Source organism: Stenotrophomonas sp. GD03680, from assembly GCF_029844625.1.
Taxonomy (GTDB): domain Bacteria; phylum Pseudomonadota; class Gammaproteobacteria; order Xanthomonadales; family Xanthomonadaceae; genus Stenotrophomonas; species Stenotrophomonas maltophilia_P.
Map to the genome: position 1 here is coordinate 13,232 of NZ_JAOCKC010000009.1, position 18,101 is coordinate 31,332.

The 18,101-nt window shown below is 68.5% G+C and carries 18 protein-coding genes; 17 read left to right on the forward strand and 1 reads right to left on the reverse strand.

The window, feature by feature from the left end:
- The first annotated feature begins 140 nt into the window (after positions 1 to 140).
- The 15 genes from N5J29_RS11870 (at position 141) to pncB (ending at position 15,908) form a co-directional block, all read left to right on the forward strand.
- Positions 141 to 1,994 (forward strand): S8 family peptidase, encoded by a 1,854-nt coding sequence (locus N5J29_RS11870; RefSeq protein ID WP_164151726.1) that lies wholly within the window; start codon positions 141 to 143, stop codon positions 1,992 to 1,994.
- A 140-nt stretch (positions 1,995 to 2,134) separates the two neighbouring features.
- Positions 2,135 to 3,856: a type II secretion system ATPase GspE gene (gene gspE / locus N5J29_RS11875; protein WP_053520021.1), complete on the forward strand. Its 1,722-nt coding sequence runs from the start codon at positions 2,135 to 2,137 to the stop codon at positions 3,854 to 3,856.
- Positions 3,857 to 3,880: 24 nt separating this feature from the next.
- Complete coding sequence (locus N5J29_RS11880; protein WP_065175845.1) at positions 3,881 to 5,101, forward strand: type II secretion system F family protein; 1,221 nt, start codon at positions 3,881 to 3,883, stop codon at positions 5,099 to 5,101.
- 48 nt (positions 5,102 to 5,149) lie between these two features.
- Positions 5,150 to 5,593 (forward strand): type II secretion system major pseudopilin GspG, encoded by a 444-nt coding sequence (gene gspG, locus N5J29_RS11885; protein WP_053520019.1) that lies wholly within the window; start codon positions 5,150 to 5,152, stop codon positions 5,591 to 5,593.
- Between the two features lie 6 nt (positions 5,594 to 5,599).
- Entirely contained in the window at positions 5,600 to 6,094 is a 495-nt protein-coding gene (locus N5J29_RS11890) for a GspH/FimT family pseudopilin (RefSeq protein WP_074901860.1), read from the forward strand.
- Entirely contained in the window at positions 6,094 to 6,510 is a 417-nt protein-coding gene (locus N5J29_RS11895; RefSeq protein ID WP_074901859.1) for a prepilin-type N-terminal cleavage/methylation domain-containing protein, read from the forward strand. Before N5J29_RS11890 ends, N5J29_RS11895 begins: the two co-directional genes overlap by 1 nt.
- Entirely contained in the window at positions 6,507 to 7,139 is a 633-nt protein-coding gene (locus N5J29_RS11900) for a type II secretion system protein J (protein WP_128989080.1), read from the forward strand. The genes N5J29_RS11895 and N5J29_RS11900 overlap by 4 nt, the downstream gene beginning before the upstream one ends.
- On the forward strand, positions 7,136 to 7,999 hold the full coding sequence (locus tag N5J29_RS11905) for a general secretion pathway protein GspK (RefSeq protein ID WP_164151717.1): 864 nt from the start codon (positions 7,136 to 7,138) through the stop codon (positions 7,997 to 7,999). Before N5J29_RS11900 ends, N5J29_RS11905 begins: the two co-directional genes overlap by 4 nt.
- Positions 7,996 to 9,153 (forward strand): PilN domain-containing protein, encoded by a 1,158-nt coding sequence (locus N5J29_RS11910; protein ID WP_164151715.1) that lies wholly within the window; start codon positions 7,996 to 7,998, stop codon positions 9,151 to 9,153. The genes N5J29_RS11905 and N5J29_RS11910 overlap by 4 nt, the downstream gene beginning before the upstream one ends.
- Positions 9,134 to 9,832 carry a type II secretion system protein GspM gene (gene gspM, locus N5J29_RS11915; protein WP_164151713.1) on the forward strand — a complete coding sequence of 233 codons (699 nt, stop codon included), beginning with the start codon at positions 9,134 to 9,136 and terminating at the stop codon, positions 9,830 to 9,832. Before N5J29_RS11910 ends, gspM begins: the two co-directional genes overlap by 20 nt.
- Positions 9,822 to 10,622 (forward strand): general secretion pathway protein GspN, encoded by an 801-nt coding sequence (locus N5J29_RS11920; RefSeq protein ID WP_164151711.1) that lies wholly within the window; start codon positions 9,822 to 9,824, stop codon positions 10,620 to 10,622. Before gspM ends, N5J29_RS11920 begins: the two co-directional genes overlap by 11 nt.
- A gap of 9 nt (positions 10,623 to 10,631) precedes the next feature.
- Positions 10,632 to 12,833, forward strand: a complete 2,202-nt coding sequence (gene gspD, locus N5J29_RS11925; protein WP_164151709.1) for a type II secretion system secretin GspD — start codon at positions 10,632 to 10,634, stop codon at positions 12,831 to 12,833.
- A gap of 132 nt (positions 12,834 to 12,965) precedes the next feature.
- A complete protein-coding gene (locus N5J29_RS11930; RefSeq protein WP_111186329.1) occupies positions 12,966 to 13,817 on the forward strand; it encodes a glycosyltransferase in 852 nt (283 codons plus the stop codon).
- Positions 13,814 to 14,653: a glycosyltransferase family 2 protein gene (locus N5J29_RS11935; RefSeq protein ID WP_111186328.1), complete on the forward strand. Its 840-nt coding sequence runs from the start codon at positions 13,814 to 13,816 to the stop codon at positions 14,651 to 14,653. The genes N5J29_RS11930 and N5J29_RS11935 overlap by 4 nt, the downstream gene beginning before the upstream one ends.
- Positions 14,654 to 14,726: 73 nt before the next feature.
- Positions 14,727 to 15,908, forward strand: a complete 1,182-nt coding sequence (gene pncB / locus N5J29_RS11940) for a nicotinate phosphoribosyltransferase (protein ID WP_053518866.1) — start codon at positions 14,727 to 14,729, stop codon at positions 15,906 to 15,908.
- Here the strand turns inward: pncB and N5J29_RS11945 are convergent.
- Positions 15,905 to 16,270 carry a hypothetical protein gene (locus N5J29_RS11945; protein WP_053518868.1) on the reverse strand — a complete coding sequence of 122 codons (366 nt, stop codon included), beginning with the start codon at positions 16,268 to 16,270 and terminating at the stop codon, positions 15,905 to 15,907. The genes pncB and N5J29_RS11945 overlap by 4 nt on opposite strands.
- Before the next feature lie 454 nt (positions 16,271 to 16,724).
- On the opposite strand from N5J29_RS11945, the gene N5J29_RS11950 reads away from it, so the two are divergent.
- On the forward strand, positions 16,725 to 17,264 hold the full coding sequence (locus N5J29_RS11950; protein WP_053518870.1) for a fimbrial protein: 540 nt from the start codon (positions 16,725 to 16,727) through the stop codon (positions 17,262 to 17,264).
- An 85-nt stretch (positions 17,265 to 17,349) separates the two neighbouring features.
- Positions 17,350 to 18,078: a fimbria/pilus periplasmic chaperone gene (locus N5J29_RS11955; RefSeq protein ID WP_164151707.1), complete on the forward strand. Its 729-nt coding sequence runs from the start codon at positions 17,350 to 17,352 to the stop codon at positions 18,076 to 18,078.
- The last annotated feature ends 23 nt before the right edge of the window (positions 18,079 to 18,101 follow it).

Genomic DNA, 18,101 nt, shown 5'->3' on the forward strand with positions numbered 1-18,101 from the left:
CGGCCACCCACGCCGGCGCAATACCCGCAACGAGGGCCTGGGGGGAGGTCACGGCAATCCCGGCTGGGCCGGCCGGGAGTCGTCAAGGAATGATGGCCGCAGTGTTGGTTCGATCCATGACCCAGAAGAGGAATTTCGACGTGATCAAGAAGCAGAACCTTCGCATCAACGTGCTTGCCGCCGCCGTGCTGTCGATGACCGCGGTAGGTGCCGTCCATGCCGCCGGGTTGCCGACGCAGGAACCGGCACGCCAGGCGCGCACCGCACAGCCTGGCACCGACCGCATCATCGTCAAGTACCGCGCCGGCACGGCCGCTGCGCTGGATCGTTCGGCCAAGCTGTCCACGGTGCAGTCGGCGCTGACCCGCGCCAGCCTGTCCGGCGGCACTGCGCGCGCCAGTACCCTGGGCCCGCAGGTCGTGCGCAAGCTCGGCGTCGGCGCCGATGTGATCCGCCTGCAGGGCCGTCTGGCCCCGGCTGAACTGCAGCGCGTGCTGAAGGAGCTGAAGGCTGATCCGGCGGTGCAGTACGCCGAGGCCGACGTGAAGCTGCGCCGCAGCGAACTGCGTGCGGGCGATGTGCAGCCGGCGCTGGTGCCGAACGACCAGTACTACCAGCAGTACCAGTGGCACCTGCACAACGCGACCGGCGGCATCAACGCGCCGGCAGCCTGGGATGTTTCGCAGGGCGAGGGCGTGGTGGTGGCGGTGCTCGACACCGGCATCCTGCCGCAGCACCCGGATCTGGTCGGCAACCTGCTGGAAGGCTACGACTTCATCAGCGATGCCGAGACCTCGCGCCGCCCCACCAACGAGCGGGTACCCGGTGCGCTGGACTATGGCGACTGGGTCGAGAACGACAACGAGTGCTACACCGGCTCGCTGGCCGATGACAGCTCCTGGCACGGCACGCACGTTGCCGGCACCGTGGCCGAGCAGACCAACAACGGCGTCGGCATGGCCGGTGTCGCGCACAAGGCCAAGGTGCTGCCGGTCCGCGTGCTCGGCAAGTGCGGTGGCTACCTTTCCGATATCGCCGATGCCATTACCTGGGCCTCCGGCGGCACCGTGGCCGGCATTCCGGCCAATGCCAACCCGGCCGAGATCATCAACATGAGCCTGGGCGGCAGCGGCAGCTGCGGCGGCACCTACCAGGATGCGATCAATGGCGCGATCTCGCGCGGCACCACGGTCGTGGTGGCCGCCGGCAACGAGACGGACAATGCGTCCAATTACCGCCCTGCCAGCTGCGATGGCGTGGTGACGGTGGGAGCCACCCGTATCACCGGCGGCATCACCTACTACTCCAACTACGGCACCCGCGTCGATCTTTCCGGCCCTGGTGGTGGCGGCAGCGTGGACGGCAATCCGGGTGGCTATGTCTGGCAGGCCGGTTCCGACGCGGCCACTACGCCGGACTCGGGCAGCTATACCTACATGGGCAAGGGCGGAACCTCGATGGCCTCGCCGCACGTCGCGGCGGTGGCGGCACTGGTGCAGAGCGCGTTGATCGCCGATGGCAAGGAGCCGCTGGCTCCGGCAGCCATGCGTACCCTGCTCAAGGAAACCGCACGCCCGTTCCCGGTGGCCATCCCGTCGGCGACCCCGATCGGTACCGGCATCGTCGACGCCAAGGCCGCACTGGCCAAGGCGCTGGAGGAACCGTGCACCGAGGACTGCGGCCCGGTAGCCACACCGCTGACCAACAAGGTCGCTGTCGGCGGCCTGTCCGGTGCGACCGGCGGCAGTGCCCTGTACAGCTTCGAAGCGGTGGCGGGCAAATCGCTGAGCGTGATCACCTACGGTGGCAGTGGCAACGTGTCGGTGTACCTGGCCCAGGGCCGCGAGCCCAGCGCGAGCGACAACGACGCCAAGTCCACGCGTGCGGGCAACGCCGAAACCGTGCGCGTCAACAAGCCGGTGGCCGGCACGTACTACGTCAAGGTGGTGGGTGAAGCCGCCTACAGCGGGGTGACCATCCTCGCCACGCAGTAATGCCATCACACTGTCGTAGATGAACTGGCGACGCCCGTCACCCCGTGGTGGCGGGCGTTGTCATTTTTCGAAAGGCGGCGCGATGGCGGCGGAAACCACGGCTTAACTGCTAAAGTCGGGCCGATCGACAGGAGAGTCACGTGAACGCGCTCGCTGCAACCACTGCCGACGACGCCGAGAGCCGCATCCTGGATGCGCTGCTGGCGCGTGGGCGGCTCAAGGAAGGAGACCTGGCCCGGGCGCGGCCGCTGCATGCCGAGGCCGGCGGCAGCCTGCTCGGCCTGCTGGTGCGCCTGGGACTGGTGTCCGAGCGGGACCAGGCGCAGGCCAGCGCGGATGTGCTGGGCCTGCCACTGCTGGAAGGCAAGCAGGTGCCCGAGACGCCGCCGCAGTCCCTCGCCGAAGGCCTGCCGCTGTCGCTGCGCTTCCTCAAGCAGTTCCACGTCTGCCCGCTGGCGCTGGATGAACACGGCGTACGGCTGTGGTTGGCCGATGCCCACGATGTCTACCCGCAGCAGGCCGTGCAGCTGGCCCTGGGCGTGCCGGTCACGCCGGTGCTGGGCATGCGTGCGGAGATCGACGATCTGGTCGAGCGCTGGTTCGGCCAGGGCCGCAGCGCCATGGGGGCGATCGTGGAAACCGCCGATGGTGAAGGCGGCGCGGTGGACGACATCGAGCATCTGCGTGACCTTGCCTCGGAAGCGCCGGTAATCCGCCTGGTCAACCTGGTGATCCAGCGCGCGGTGGAACTGCGTGCCTCGGACATCCATGTCGAACCCTTCGAAAGCCGTTTGAAAGTCCGTTACCGCGTCGATGGCGTGCTGGTGGAGGGCGAGAGCCCACCCGCCAACCTGACCGCCGCGGTCATCAGCCGCATCAAGATCATGGCCCGGCTCAACATCGCCGAGCGCCGCCTGCCGCAGGACGGCCGCATCATGCTGCGCGTGCAGGGCAAGGAGCTGGACCTTCGCGTCAGCACGGTACCGACCGCACACGGCGAGAGCGTGGTGATGCGCCTGCTTGACCGCGAAACCGTGGTGTTCGATTTCCATCGGCTTGGCTTCACCGATGCATTCCTGCCGCAGTTCCGCAAGGTCCTGGAGCAGCCGCACGGCATCCTGCTGGTGACCGGCCCGACCGGTTCGGGCAAGACCACGACGCTGTACACCGCGTTGAGCCAGCTCAATACCGCCGACGTCAAGATCATCACGGTCGAAGACCCGGTCGAGTACCAGATCGAAGGCATCAACCAGATCCAGGCCAAGCCGCAGATCGGCCTGGACTTCGCCAATGCGCTGCGCAGCATCGTGCGCCAGGATCCGGACATCATCATGATCGGCGAAATGCGCGATCTGGAGACCGCGCGCATCGCGATCCAGTCGGCGCTGACCGGCCATCTGGTGCTGTCCACCCTGCATACCAACAATGCCGCCGGTGGCATCACCCGGCTGCTCGACATGGGTGTGGAGGACTATCTGCTGACCTCCACCATCAACGGCATCCTCGCGCAGCGTCTGGTGCGCCGTCTGGAACCGACCCACGCCGAGCGCTACCCGGCGTCACCGGAAGAGATCGATCGTTTCGAGCTGCGCCGCCTGCAGCCGGAGGGGACGATTCACCTGTACCGGCCGCGTCCCTCGGCACTGGCACCGACCGGCTACCTGGGCCGCACCACCATCATGGAATTCCTGGTGATGAACGACGCGCTGCGGCGCGCGGTGATGCGCCGCGATGGCATGGGCGAGCTGGAGCGCATCGCGCGCGAAGGCGGCATGCGCACCATGTACGAGGATGGCCTGGCCAAGGCCCTTGCCGGGCAGACGACCATCGAGGAAGTCCTGCGTGTGACGGAGGAGAGCTGATGCGCGCCGGAGCCCGGGGCTGACATGCCTAACTACCGCTACAAGGCCCTCAATCCGCATGGCGAGATCTTCGACGGGCAGATGGAAGCGGCCAGCGAGGCCGACCTGATCGCGCGCCTGCAGGACCAGGGGCATCTGCCGATGGAAACCCAGCTGGCCGATGCGGGGTCCATCGGCGGGGGCAGCTGGCGCAACCTGTTCCACCAGCGCCCGCTGCAGGGCCCGGCGCTGCTGCAGTTCACCCAGCAGCTGGCGACCCTGCTCGGTGCCGGCCAACCGCTGGATCGCGCGCTGTCGATCCTGCTGGGCCTGCCCGAGGACGAGCGCTCGCGTCGTGCGATCACCGACATCCGCGACGTGGTGCGCGGTGGTGCGCCGCTGTCGACCGCGCTGGAGCGCCAGCATGGCCTGTTCTCGCGCCTGTACGTGAACATGGTGCGTGCCGGCGAGGCCGGCGGCAGCCTGCATGAGACCCTGCAGCGGCTGGCCGATTACCTTGAACGCGCGCGTGCGCTGCAGGGCAAGGTGATCAATGCGCTGGTCTACCCGGCCATCCTGCTGGTGGTGGTGGGCGGCGCGCTGCTGTTCCTGCTGGGTTACGTCGTGCCGCAGTTCGCGCAGATGTACGAGAGCCTGGACGTGGCGCTGCCGTGGTTCACCAACGCCGTGCTGCAGCTCGGTCTGTTCGTGCGCGACTGGTGGATCCTGCTGCTGGTGGTACCGGGCGTGCTGGCCCTGCTGTTCGAGCGCAAGCTGCGGCAGCCGGCCTTCCGCCTGGCCCTCGACGGCTGGCTGCTGCAACGGCGCAGCATCGGCCGCCTGCTCGGCGAGCTGGAAACCGCACGGCTGGCGCGCACGCTGGGGACGCTGTTGCGTAACGGTGTGCCGCTGCTGGGTGCGCTGGGCATCGCCCGCAACGTACTGGGCAACCGCGCGCTGGCAGCCGACGTGGATACCGCCGCCGACGAGGTCAAGAACGGTGCGGGCCTGTCGCTGGCACTGTCGCGCGGCAAGCGCTTTCCGCGGCTTGCCCTGCAGATGATCCAGGTCGGCGAGGAATCCGGCGCGTTGGACACCATGCTGCTGAAGGCGGCGGATACCTTCGAGCAGGACAGCGCCCGGCGCATCGATCGCCTGCTGGCGGCGATGGTCCCGGCGATCACCCTGGTGCTGGCTTCGGTGGTCGGTGCGGTCATCGTCGCCGTGCTGGTCCCGCTGTACGACCTGACCAATGCCATCGGTTGACGATGGACTCTTCCGCACTTCGACCCAACGCAACCGAAAGGACCGATCATGATCGCTAACCGTCGACCCATCCGCCTGTCCTTCACCGCCGCGCGGCACCAGTCGGGCATGAGCCTGCTGGAGATCATCATCGTCATCGTGTTGATCGGCGCGGTGCTGACCCTGGTGGCCAGCCGCGTGCTGGGCGGTGCCGACCGGGGCAAGGCCAACATCGCCAAGGCGCAGGTGCAGACCGTGGCATCCAAGATCGACAACTACCAGATCGATACCGGCAAGCTACCGGGCGCGCTCACCGATCTGGTGACCGCACCGGCCGGCGTTGGCGGTTGGCTCGGCCCGTACGCCAAGCCGGCCGACCTCAACGATCCGTGGGGGCACGCACTGGAGTACCGCGCACCCGGCGAAGGCCAGCCGTATGAGCTGATCAGCCTGGGCAAGGACGGCAAGGCCGGTGGCAGCAGCGTCGATGCCGACATCCGCTACCAGCCGTAATCCCGCATGACGTATTTCCTGCCGCGCCGGTTGCCCCGACCGCGCCTGCACGGCAGGCGTCCGGCGGGGCTGTCGCTGCTGGAGATGCTGCTGGTGATCGCGCTGATCGCGGCCATCGGCCTGATCACCGCGGCGGGACTGTCGCGTGGCTTCGCCGGCATGCAGCTGCGCAGCGCCGGCAAGGACATCGCCAACCAGCTGCGCATGGTGCGTGCACAGGCGATCGCGCGCGGCGAACCGCAGCGGTTCGTGATCGAGCCGGCACGGCATCGCTGGCAAGGGGCGAACCAGCGCCAGGGCGAGCTGCCGGCACAGCTGACGGTGCGTTTCGAAGGCGCTGCGCAGCTGGCCACTGCGCCAGGGCAGGGTGTGATCGAGTTCCATCCCGACGGCGGTTCCAGTGGCGGCCGCATCCGCCTGCAGCGTGATGCCGCCGAATGGCGCATCGACGTCGGCTGGTTGACCGGTGAAGTCCGCTCCGGCCCATGGCAGGCGCAGTGATGCGGCGGGCGCGCGGTTTCACGCTGCTGGAGGTGATCGTGGCCTTCGCTCTGCTCGGGCTGGCGCTGACCCTGCTGTTGGGCAGCCTGTCCGGCGGTGCCAGGCAGGTGCGCGAGGCCGAGCTGCGCACGCGCGCCGTCCTGCATGCGCAATCGCTGCTGGCCGCGGCGGGCGTGGATGCGCCGCTGCAGGTGGGCCAGCAGCAGGGCGACTGGGAAAACGGGCGCTATCGCTGGGAGCTGCAGGTGCAGCCCTGGACCGAGCCACGCGCCGGCAACGTCGCGGCCACGCAGTCGCCGGGTGCACCGTGGCTGGCCGAACTGCAGTTGCAGGTGCGGTGGGGCGATGGCGAACGCGAACAGCTGCGCTGGCGCAGCCTGCGCCTGCTGCCGCCGGACCTGGAGCGCGCGCGATGAAGCGGAGCGCTGCGGGATTCACTCTGGTTGAGGTGATGCTGGCGACCGTGCTGCTTGCCGGTGGCCTGGCGCTGGCGTTCGCCAGCGTGCGCTCGGCGATGGCGGTCAGCCAGCGGGGTGAACAGATCGCTGCCGAAAGCGAGCGGATGCGCGCGGTGCAGGCCCTGCTGCGGCGACAGCTGGCCGGGGCGATGCGCAGCCCGCTGGAAGTGCCAGACCCGACCCGCGAGCCGGTGTTCTTCCAGGGCGAAGAGCAACGGATGCTGTTCGTCGCTGATCTGCCAGGCTACCTCGGACGCGGCGGGCCCTATCTGCATGCGCTGCAGGTGGACGGCAAGGCCGGGCAGCAGCGTCTGCTGCTGGACCTGGTCCTGCTGCAGGAGGGCGAGCGCATCGCCGAAACGCCACCACGCCCGCCCGAGGTGCTGGTGGATGGCCTGCAAGCGGTGGAGATGCGCTATCGCGGCATCGATGCCGGCAGCGGGCAGATGACCGAGTGGCTGCCGCGCTGGGAAGACACCCGTCGCCTGCCTCTGCTGGTGGAACTGCGGATCGTGCCGGTCCGTGGTGCCGCATGGCCGCCCCTGGTGGTGGCCCCCCGCCTGGGCGGCGGTGGAGGGGGGCGTTGATGCGGTCGCGCGGGGCCGCACTGGTGCTGGTGCTGTGGTTGATCGCGCTGATGACCGCACTGGTCGGCGCGTTCGCGCTCAGCGCCCGCGTCGAGCATCTGCAGGAGCGCGTGCTCGACGACGATGCACGTGGCCAGGAGCGTGCTCGTGCGGGACTTGAGTACGCACTGATGCGGCTGTCACCGGATCCGCTGCGCGCGCCGTGGCAGGCCGATGGTCGCACCTATCGCTGGCAGTTCGACGGTGCCCGCATCGAGATCCAGGTGCTGGACGAGAACGGCAAGATCAACCTGAACCTGGCCGACGTGGCGCTGCTGACCGCATTTCTGCAGGCACTTGGCGAACCGGTGGACAACGCGCGCCAGCTGGCAGGCGCGATCGTCGACTGGCGTGACGAGGACAGCCTGCTGCAGCCCGGCGGCGGTGCCGAGGCACAGGATTACGCTGCGGCCGGGCTGCCGTATGGGCCCCGCAACAAGCGCTTCGAGACGCTCGGCGAGCTGCAGCGGGTGCTGGGCATGAACGGGCCGCTGTACCGGAAGATGCTGCCGCACCTGACCCTCTACAGCCGCCAGGCACGACCGGATCCGCGATTCGCCAGCGCTCCCGTGCTGACCGCGCTGGGCCTGGATGCCGACCTCGTGCTGGCGCAGCGGAACCAGCCGGAGCGTGACGGCGATCCGGCGGATGGATCTTCAGCGCTTGCCAGCAGCAGCGGCACCTATAGTATCGAGTCCCGTGTCATCGACGGCAGTGGACGCAGGTCGGTGTTGCAGGCAGTGGTTCGCAATGGCTCCGGGGGGATTCCCGGGCGGTCCTACACAGTGCTTCGCTGGGAGCAGGGAATGACGGCAAGATGACGGCTTGGCAGGACAGTCTGCGGCAGGTGCAGGGCCAGATCGGTCCTGGCGCCGGCCGTTTCCTGCGCTGGTGGCGGCACTCGTTGCTGGCGTGGGTGCCGGCGCGCTGGCAATGGGCGCTGGGCTGGGCCCAGGCACGGTTGCTGCTGCAGCGCGAGGGTGACCAGCTGCAGGTCTGGCGCGAAGCGGGCGAGCGCCGCGAGGCGGTGGTCACCCTGCCGTGGCCCTCGTCTCCGGCCGCACTGGATCGCGTGCTGGAGCCGCGCCTGCGCAGCCTGCCGCGATTCTGGCTGCTGCCGGTGGAACGGGTCCTGCGTCGCACCCTGCGGCTGCCGGCGGCGGCCGGCGACCGGCTGCACGCGGTGGTCGGTTATGAGATCGACCGGCAGACCCCGTTCGAGGCCAGCCAGGTCAGCTATGACGTGCGTGAACTGGGCGCGGCAGGGGAAGGCCAGCTGCAGGTCGAACTGGTGGCCTGGCCGCTGCGCCAGATGGAGGCCTGGCGTGCCAGCGTGGGCGAGTGGGGCGACGCCCTGGCCGGCGTCGACGCGATCGATGCGCAGGCTGGCACGCTGCAGGTCAACCTGTTGCCGAGCGCCCAGCGCCAGTCGCGGCCCGATCCGATGCGGCGCTGGAACCTGCTGCTGGCCCTGGCCGCGCTGGTGATGCTGGTACTGGCTGGACTGCAGCTGCTGGACAACCGCCGCGCCGCCGCCGACACACTACGTGCGGACGTCGAACGCAGCGCGCGCAGCGCCCGGGGTGTCGCCAGTGAACGCGCCCAGCTGCAGGCACTGATCGACGGCGCGGCCTTCCTGGAGTCGCAGCGCCGCCAGCATGCCGGCACGGTGGAAATCTGGAACGAGCTGACCCGCCGTCTGCCCGAAGGCACCTATCTGGAGAAGCTGGCCATCGAGAACAACGGCCTGCAGCTGATCGGGCTCAGCCGCGAAGCCTCGCAGCTGGTGCAGCTGCTGCAGGATGCTCCGCAATGGCGCAAGGTCAACCTGACCGGTGTGCTGCAGGCGGACGGCGCCGGCAGCGGCCGGGACCGCTTCACCATGACTGCCGAACTTCAGCCGTTGCCCGCGGCGGCACCGGCAACGCCGACAGCAGCGACTCCGGAGGCGGCCGATGCCAAGCGCACGCCGTGACCGCTGGCTGGCGCTGGCGCTGCTGCTGGCGGTGCTGGGCCTGGCTTACCTGTTGCTGGTGCACCCTTGGTTCACCCAGCCGCTGCGCGAGATCGATGCCGATGTCGCGGCCCTGCGCGAGCGCCAGCAGCGCGTGCAGGCGCAGCTGCAGCAGCAGCCCCAGATCGAACAGCGGCTGCGCGCCACCCGTGAAGCCTTGCAACGGCAACCCGGCTTCCTGCAGGAGGCCACTGCCGAAGCCGCGGCCGCCGCGCTCGGCGCGCGCCTGCAGGATGCGGTGGCCACTGCAAGCCCCGGCAACCGCAGCTGCACCATCAGCAACCGCACGCCGCTGACCGACAATCGCCGTGATGCCGAGTTCGTCCGTGTCGCCATGCAGGTACGCCTGCGCTGCGGCGTGGCGGAACTGGCGACCGTGCTGCACAGCCTGGAAACCGGCAGCCCGCGGTTGTTCGTGGACAACCTCAATCTCATCGCGCAGCGCTTCCAGCAGTCGCCGAACGAATCCGGGCTGGGCCTGGACGTCTCCTTCGAACTGGCCGGCTACCTGTTGCCCGGTGCCGCCAGTGGCGCTGCGGCAGTACCTCCCGCAGCGGAGCCTGCCGCGGCCGCCCCGGCCCCGGTCGAGCCGCCGCCACCGGCGGCCGCCGAGGGAGAGGAGGTCGCCGATGAAACGTGAGCCCCTCAGCCTGCGCACCGCTTTCCTGCTGGCTCTGGCCGGCTGGTCCGCGGCGGTATGGCTGGCCACCGGTTTCGGACTGGGCAGTCGCCTGCCGGCCGGCGGGGCCGACGCCGACCCCGCAGCAGCACTGCCGGTGCTGCCGGCGTTCGCTCCGGAACGGATGGCCAGTGCGGACAGCTACAGCGCCATCGCCGCGCGTCCGCTGTTCGCCGAAGACCGCAGGCCGCGCCCTTACCTGCTGGGCGGCAGTGAACCCAGCGCCAGTGCCGCATTGCGCCTGACCGGTGTGCTGCTCACGGACGACTTCGGCCTGGCCACGTTCAGTACGGAGCAGAACCGCTCGCTGCGCCTGCGCCTCAACGGTGACGCGGTCGACGGTTGGCAGCTGGTCGCGCTGCAGCCCCGCCAGGCGACGGTGATCGGCCCGGGCGGCAGCCAGGTGCTGGAACTTGCCGTGTTCAACGGGCAGGGCGGGGAGCCACCGACGGTCCTGCGCGGCAGTGCCGGTGCACCCGCACCGGGCGTGCCGGTGCCACCGCCGGTAGTGCCGCTGCCGGCGCAGGCCGCGCCGGCACAGGCGGCGACCGCACCGCAACGTGCAGCCGACGCCACACCCGCGCCGGCGTCTGCTGCCGCACCCCCGCCGCCGGCCAACAGCAACGGGCCCAGCGAAGCGCAGATGCAGGCCATCCGCGAGCGCATCCAGGCCCGCCGCCGCCAGCTGCAACAACAACAGCAACAGCAACAACAGTCGCCGCCGCCTTCGGGCAATGGCGCCAACCGGTAGAGTGAGAGCATGAGCCTGCGTTTTCTTCCTTGGTCCTTCGTGCTCGCGCTGCTGGTGGGCTGCGGTACCGTCTCCAGCCCCCATGTGCAGCGCAAGGGCGCCCTGCAACCTGCGGCCAGCGCCGGCCAGGCCGCAGCGGACGTCCAGGCCGATGCGGCGGCCGACAGCCAGGGGGCACCGCAGGCGGTCATCCGCCGTGGCACCGGCACGATGATCAATCGCGAGGCCGCGCGCGCACCGTCGCCGGCATTGCATGCGGCCGGCACCGGCAGCGCCACGTTCAACTTCGAGGGCGAATCGCTGCATGCCGTGGTCAAGGCGATCCTCGGTGACATGCTGGGCCAGAACTATGTGATCGCGCCGGGGGTGCAGGGCACGGTCACGTTGGCCACGCCCAAGCCGGTGTCGCCGGCACAGGCGCTGAACCTGCTGGAGATGGTGCTGGGCTGGAACAACGCGCGCATGGTGTACAGCGGCGGGCGCTACAACATCGTTGCCGCCGACCAGGCGCTGGCCGGCACTGTCGCGCCGAGCACCGCACCGGCCTCCAGCGCGCGCGGTTTCGAGGTCCGGGTGGTGCCGCTGCAGTTCATCTCCGCCACCGAGATGAAGAAGGTGCTGGAGCCGTACGCGCGGCCCAACGCCATCGTCAACGTCGACAGCGGCCGCAACGTGATCACCCTCGGCGGCACCCGTGCCGAGCTGGAGAACTACCTGCGCACGGTCGAGATCTTCGATGTGGACTGGCTGTCGGGCATGTCGGTGGGCGTGTTCCCGATCACGTCCGGCAAGGCCGAGCAGGTTGCCAGCGACCTGGAGAAGGTGTTCGGCGAGGAAAGCAAGACGCCCAGCGCCGGCATGTTCCGCTTCCTGCCGCTGGAAAACGCCAACGCGGTCCTGGTGATCACCCCGCAGGTGCGCTACCTGGACCAGATCCAGCAATGGCTGGACCGCATCGATACGGCCGGTGGCAGTGCCCGCCTGTTCTCCCATGAGCTGCGCTACATCAAGGCGCGCGATCTTGCCGAGCGGCTCAGCGAGGCGTTCGCCAGCAGCGGCAAGCGGGGCGGCTCAAGCCCTGCATCGCTGGCCCCGGGTGCCATTCCGTCGCAGCTGGACAGCGACAGCGACCGTGGCATCGACAGCAACAACAGCAGCAGCTTCGGCTCGACCCCGGGCAGCAGTTCCAGTGGCGGTAATGGCAGCTTGAACCTGCCGCAGCGCCAGTCCGGCAACGTCAGCGTCAGCCTGGAAGTGGAAGGCGACCGGGTCGGCGTGTCGGCGGTGGAGGAAACCAATACGCTGCTGGTGCGCGCGACGCCGCAGGCCTGGCGCTCGATCCGCGAGGTGATCGAGAAGCTGGACGTGATGCCACTGCAGGTACATATCGAAGCCCAGGTGGCCGAGGTCGCTCTGGATGGCGACCTGAAGTACGGCGTGAACTGGTTCTTCGACAACGCCGTGGCCGGGCGTGCACTGACCGGAGCCTTGAGCGGTGTGACCCTGCCGGCCGCGGCGGGTGGCTCCTGGAGCAGCTTCGCCGGTGCTGCGACCGGCGGCGAAGGCCTGGGTTGGGCGTTCACCGGCCACAATGGTGCAGCGGTGGTGAGCGCGCTGGACAAGGTCACCGATGTGCGACTGCTGCAGACCCCGTCGGTGTTCGTGCGCAACAACGCCGAGGCCACGCTCAACGTGGGTGACAAGGTGCCGATCAGCACCACCACGGTGAACACCGGCGTCGGCACCAGCAGCTACAGCTCGGTGCAGTACATCGATACCGGCGTGATCCTGAAGGTGCGCCCGCGCGTGACCCGCGACGGCACGGTGTTCCTGGACATCGTGCAGGAAGTCAGCAGCGCGTCGGATGTGCCGGAGAACTGCAATCCGCAGGAGCGCAACTGCAACCCGCGCATTTCCACCAAGAAGCTGGCTACCGAGGCCGCCGTACAGAGCGGCGACACCATCATGCTGGCCGGCCTCATCACCGACTCGGCCACCGATGGCAGCAGCGGCATTCCCGGCCTGAGCCGGATTCCGGTGATCGGCGCACTGTTCGGGCAGAAGAGCCGCACCAGCCGTCGTTCGGAGGTGATCGTGCTGCTGACGCCCAGCATCGTTCGCAATGCGCAGGAAGCGCGCACGTTGACCGACGAGTACAGCGAGCGTTTCCGGGCGATGGAGCCGCTGAACCAGCCGCGCGCAAAGAAGTAGGGGGTTACGGCGGGGCGACGCCCGCCGTTTCCATGAACCCCGCTTCGGCTCCGGCTTTTGCACGTGCCGGGTGCAACCCGGCCAACACCCTCCCGGTGCTACGCTGTGGCCACCGACAACCACGGAGGCGGGATGGGGGCGATCGTGTTGTTGCCGCTGTGCGTGGACGATGCGGCGCTGGACCGGTGTCTGGCCGCACTTGATGCCGGTACGGCACCGGGTACCGCGGTCTGGTTGGCCGACGATGCCCAGACCGGACCACGCGCTCAGGCGGTCGTCGAGCACTGGCTGGCGAACACGCCACTGCAGGCCGAGTACACCCGCCGCGCCCGGCCGCTGGGCGAGGTGGCCCATCTGGATGAAATGTTGCGTGCCTGCGAGGGGCTCGATGTGGCCGTGCTGGCACCGGACAGCGTACCGGCGCCGGGATGGCTGCAGCAGCTGCAGGACGCCTTCGCCCGCGATGCGGCCATTGCCACCGCCACGCCCTGGTGCAATGCAGGCGAGACCGCGGCCTGGCCCCGGCTGGGCGAGATCAATGCCGAGCCCACCGATACTGCGCTGCTGGCGCAGACCTGCGCCGCACTGCCGACCCTGCACCCGGAGCTGCCATCGGCGGTCACGCATGCGGTACTGGTGCGCGGCAATGCACGTCGCCGTGCCGGCGGACTGGACGTGGAAAGCTACGCCGGCTGGAACGCTGCGCTGGTCGATCTGAGCCTGCGCATGGCGGGCCTGGGCTGGCGCAACGTGCTGTGCGAGAACGCGTTCGTCAGCCGCGCCGGCGAAGCGGTCAGCCGCGATGGCGATCTGGAGGCGTTGGCCGCGCGGTGGCCTGGCTGGGTGCCACGCCTGGCCGACTTCCTGATGCACGATCCGCTGCACGAACTGCGCGCGGACCTGCAGCAGCGGATGCAGCAGGCGATAATGCCGCGCGAACAGGGCGATCTGTTCGTCCCGTCCGCGTCGGAGCCAACCGCTTGAATGCCGCCATTGCCGCCATCGTCGTTACCTACCAGAGCGGCAGCACCATCGATGCCTGCCTGTCGCGGCTGCGCCAGTCGCAGGATGTGGCGGAAATCCGGGTGATCGACAACGGTTCGGTGGATGGCACGCTGGATATCGTGCAGCGGCACGCCAGCCACGACCCGCGCGTGCGCTTCATCGGCAACCCGGACAATCCGGGCTTCGCCGCCGCCAACAATCAGGGCGCGGCCGATTCGCACAGCCCATGGCTGGCGTTCATCAACCCGGACCTGATGGTCGAGCCGGAAACCCTGGCCAGGCTGCGCGATCGCGCACACGTGCTCGGTGACTGCCTGCTCGGGGTCGAGCAGGTGGATGAGCACGGCCATGCCGATGAGGCGGTGCGCCGCCGTGATCCGGATTTCCTGGCCATGCTGCGCTCGCCGGGCAGCGGCTCGAAACTGGCGATTCCGCGCGATCCGGCACAGACGCTGCAGCCGGTGCCGGCGCTGTCCGGCGCGCTGCTGCTGATGCCGCGGACGCTGTTTGATCGTCTCGGTGGCTGGGACGCCGGTTACCGGTTGCACGCCGAGGACCTGGACCTGTGTCGGCGCGCGCGTGAGGCGGGCGCGGTGGTGGCGATCGCCAACGACCTGCAGGTCACCCATGTCCGCGGCGTGTCCAGCCGTTCGCGGCCCTTCTTCGTCGAGTGGCACAAGCACCGCGGATTGTGGCGTTACTTCCGCAGGTTCGAGGCGCCACAGCGCTCGTTGCTGGTGCAGGTGGCGGTCTGGGGGGCGATCTGGGCGCACGCGCTGCTGCTGGTGCCGAGACTGCTGCGCAGATCCCTGTAGTGTCGAGCGTGTCCGGCGGCGGCGCGCATGGGCGGGCCCCCCGGTTCACCCCGCCGGGCGCATAATCCGCCTCATGCCTATCATCCAGTCCCTGCTCGACACCGATCTGTACAAGTTCACCATGATGCAGGCGGTGCTGCACCAGCACCCCGGCGCCCAGGTGCAGTACCGGTTCAAATGCCGCACGCCCGGCATCGACCTGGCCCGCTTCATCGACCAGATCGATGAAGAGATCGACCACCTGTGCAGCCTGCGCTTCAGCGACGCCGAGCTGGATTACATGCGTGGCCTGCGCTTCGTGAAGCCCGATTTCGCCGATTTCCTCGGCCTGTTCCACCTGGACCGCAAGTACATCCAGCTGCGTGCCTCGACCCGGGTGCCCGGCGAGATCGAACTGGACATCACCGGGCCCTGGCTGCATACGATCCTGTTTGAAGTGCCGCTGCTGGCCATCATCAACGAAGTCTGGTTCCGCAACACCACCACGCCCGACTTCGCCGAGGGCGAGCGCCGCCTGCAGGCCAAGGCCGCGCTGCTGCGCGACACCCCCGGCTTCGAGCAATGCCGCATTGCCGACTATGGCAGCCGCCGTCGCTACTCGCGCGACTGGCATGCGCGCCTGCTGCCGCTGCTGCGCGATGCGCTCGGCCCGCAGCTGGTCGGCACCAGCAACGTGCATTTCGCCCGGCTGTACGGCATGACCCCGCACGGCACGATGGCGCACGAGTACCTGCAGGCATTCCAGGCGCTGGGGCCGCGGCTGCGTGATTCGCAGGTGGCGGCATTGGAGTCGTGGGCGCGCGAGTACCGCGGTGACCTGGGCATCGCGCTGTCCGACGTGGTCGGCCTGGACGCCTTCCTGCGCGACTTCGACATGTATTTCTGCAAGCTGTTCGACGGCGTGCGCCATGACTCGGGCGATCCGTTCGACTGGGGCGACCGCATGCTGGCGCATTTCCAGCAGCGCCGGGTCGATCCGCGCAGCAAGGTGCTGGTGTTCAGCGATGGGCTCGACATCGCCAAGGTGATGCGCCTGTACGACTATTTCCGCGGTCGCTGCCAGGTGGCCTTCGGCGTCGGCACCCACCTGACCAACGATCTGGGCCCGACGCCATTGAACATCGTCATCAAGATGGTCCGCTGCAACGGCCAGCCGGTGGCCAAGCTCAGCGATTCGCCGGGCAAGAGCATGTGCGACGACCCCGGCTACCTGGCCTACCTGCGTCAGGTCTTTGAACTGCCGGACCCGGCTTAAAGGTAGTCGACCACCACCAGGTAGGCGCCCCGCAGCGGTTGCTGCTGCGGCGCTTCCACGCGGTAGCGCTCGGAGAAGGCGATGTCGCCGACGCGCATGGCGCTGGCCGACACGGCCAGCTGCTGGCCATGGCGCTTGCCATCGCGCAGCGTCGCGGCCTGGCTGTCGCCCACCGCGGTCACCGCCACCGTCGAGCCCTTGGCCGACGGCGGGCAGGCCGCCAGGCTCAGCTCGCCCTGGGACAGGGCCGTCGTGCAACCCGGCTCGGCGATGCGGCCGCTGAACCGGATGCTGCCACTGCTGGCCTGGGCCAGCGCACTGACGGACATCAGGGCCACGCACAGCAGAAGGGAAGTCCTCATGACACGTTCTCTGGTTCGGTGTGTCCTAGTTAGCGACAGCTCCGGACGGCCTTTAATAGGCAAAATCCGAATCTGCTAGGGCCATCACCAACAAAGAGTGATGCGCATCAAATAAGGCGCTGGCCGCCTGAAAACAGCCTCTTTCAGGCGCGCCCGCCACCGGGTCGAAGACGTCATCTGCTGTCGTTCCCCCACCTTTGCCGGTCCGCGCCAACTCCCCATCGGCCGCCAAGCCAAAAGTGCCTATCACGTCACATTTGGGGCGTCAATAAACCATCGTTCAGAAAAATAATGGGACTTTCATCACAGTTCTGCATATACTTGCGTCACGGATTCAGGGGTAGGTATGTCCGAATCCGGCCACAGGTGAGACGCAAGGATGGGTCTTGAAGCCCGGCAGTGCTCCTTGCTTCCTCCTCTACTTCCATCTCTTCAGTAGGGTTAGGTAAAAGCAATGCACAAGATCAACATCATCGCGGCTCTCATGCTGGCCGCTGCTCCGCTGGCCGCCAACGCTGCCGACGGCACCATCACCTTCAATGGCAAGGTGACCGACAAGACCTGCACCATCTCGACCCCGGGCGGCAAGGACTTCGCCGTTACCCTGCCGACCGTGTCCAAGAACACCCTGGCCACCGCCGGTGCCGTCGCGGGCCGCACCCCGTTCGCCATCAACCTGACCAAGTGCAGCGCCGGCAACGTCGCCACCTACTTCGAGCCGGGTTCGACCGTTGACTTCAACAGCGGCCGCCTGATCAACCAGGCTTCGGCCAACGCTGCCGGCAACGTGCAGCTGCAGCTGCTGGGCTCGAACAACCAGTTCCTGCCGGTGAAGGCCGCAGGCACCGGTCTGGCCCAGGACAACTCGCAGTGGGTGACCGTTGCCACCGACGGCACCGCCAACCTGAACTACTACGCCGAGTACTACGCCACTGCCGCCGCCACCCCGGGCGACGTCACCAGCAGCGTCAAGTACACGATCATCTACAACTGATCATCGCCGTACCCGCACTGGCCGGCGTACGCGCCGGCCAGCGCTCCGCGGCCCCTGGCCACACACCTCGAGCGTAGTACTTCCGATGAAAGCTCTCTTTCCCCGGGCGCTGCTGCTGGCAGCGTCGACGCTGCTCTTCTGCCAGGAAGCCATGGCAGGCGTGGTGGTCAATGGCACGCGTGTGATCTATCCGGCGCAGTCGCGCGAAGTCACCGTGCAGGTCGACAACGTGGGCGACTCGCCCGCGCTGGTGCAGGCCTGGATCGACAGTGGCGACGCCAACCAGACGGCCGACACCAGTGATGCCCCGTTCGTGCTGACGCCGCCGATCAGCCGCGTCGAGCCGGGCCGCAGCCAGGCGCTGCGCCTGATCTTCTCCGGCGCGCAGCTGCCGACCGATCGCGAGTCGGTGTTCTGGCTGAACGTGCTGGACGTGCCGCCGTCTCCGGACAACGCCGAGAACGGTGAGCAGAACTACCTGCAGGTCGCGTTCCGTTCGCGCCTGAAGCTTTTCTATCGGCCGCAGGGCCTGAAGGGCGTCGCCAACGACGCACCGGCAGCCCTGCGCTGGACCCGCAGCGGTGACCGCCTGCGGGTGGAGAACCCGAGCCCCTTCCACGTGACCCTGGCCGAAGTGCATGCCGTGACCGGCAGCAGCGAAAAGGCGGTCGAGGACAAGGGAACGATGGTCGCACCGAAGCAGAACCTGGAGTTCGCCGCACCGGTGGGCACCACCGAGGTGCGCTTCATCACCATCAACGATTACGGCGGTCGGGTGGAGCACAAGGTCCGCCTCGACAGCACCGGGGGCTGAACGCGCCGCGCTGGCCAGGGCCT

What these genes read in the sequence shown, in the direction of transcription:
- N5J29_RS11955 (WP_164151707.1), top strand. Translation starts at nt 17,350, where the DNA reads ATGAAAGCTCTCTTTCCCCGGGCGCTGCTGCTGGCAGCGTCGACGCTG.
- N5J29_RS11910 (WP_164151715.1), top strand. Translation starts at nt 7,996, where the DNA reads ATGACGGCTTGGCAGGACAGTCTGCGGCAGGTGCAGGGCCAGATCGGT.
- gspM (WP_164151713.1), top strand. Translation starts at nt 9,134, where the DNA reads ATGCCAAGCGCACGCCGTGACCGCTGGCTGGCGCTGGCGCTGCTGCTG.
- gspG (WP_053520019.1), top strand. Translation starts at nt 5,150, where the DNA reads ATGATCGCTAACCGTCGACCCATCCGCCTGTCCTTCACCGCCGCGCGG.
- N5J29_RS11945 (WP_053518868.1), bottom strand. Translation starts at nt 16,270, where the DNA reads ATGAGGACTTCCCTTCTGCTGTGCGTGGCCCTGATGTCCGTCAGTGCG.
- N5J29_RS11930 (WP_111186329.1), top strand. Translation starts at nt 12,966, where the DNA reads ATGGGGGCGATCGTGTTGTTGCCGCTGTGCGTGGACGATGCGGCGCTG.
- N5J29_RS11950 (WP_053518870.1), top strand. Translation starts at nt 16,725, where the DNA reads ATGCACAAGATCAACATCATCGCGGCTCTCATGCTGGCCGCTGCTCCG.
- N5J29_RS11880 (WP_065175845.1), top strand. Translation starts at nt 3,881, where the DNA reads ATGCCTAACTACCGCTACAAGGCCCTCAATCCGCATGGCGAGATCTTC.
- N5J29_RS11890 (WP_074901860.1), top strand. Translation starts at nt 5,600, where the DNA reads ATGACGTATTTCCTGCCGCGCCGGTTGCCCCGACCGCGCCTGCACGGC.
- N5J29_RS11895 (WP_074901859.1), top strand. Translation starts at nt 6,094, where the DNA reads ATGCGGCGGGCGCGCGGTTTCACGCTGCTGGAGGTGATCGTGGCCTTC.
- N5J29_RS11920 (WP_164151711.1), top strand. Translation starts at nt 9,822, where the DNA reads ATGAAACGTGAGCCCCTCAGCCTGCGCACCGCTTTCCTGCTGGCTCTG.
- pncB (WP_053518866.1), top strand. Translation starts at nt 14,727, where the DNA reads ATGCCTATCATCCAGTCCCTGCTCGACACCGATCTGTACAAGTTCACC.
- gspD (WP_164151709.1), top strand. Translation starts at nt 10,632, where the DNA reads ATGAGCCTGCGTTTTCTTCCTTGGTCCTTCGTGCTCGCGCTGCTGGTG.
- N5J29_RS11900 (WP_128989080.1), top strand. Translation starts at nt 6,507, where the DNA reads ATGAAGCGGAGCGCTGCGGGATTCACTCTGGTTGAGGTGATGCTGGCG.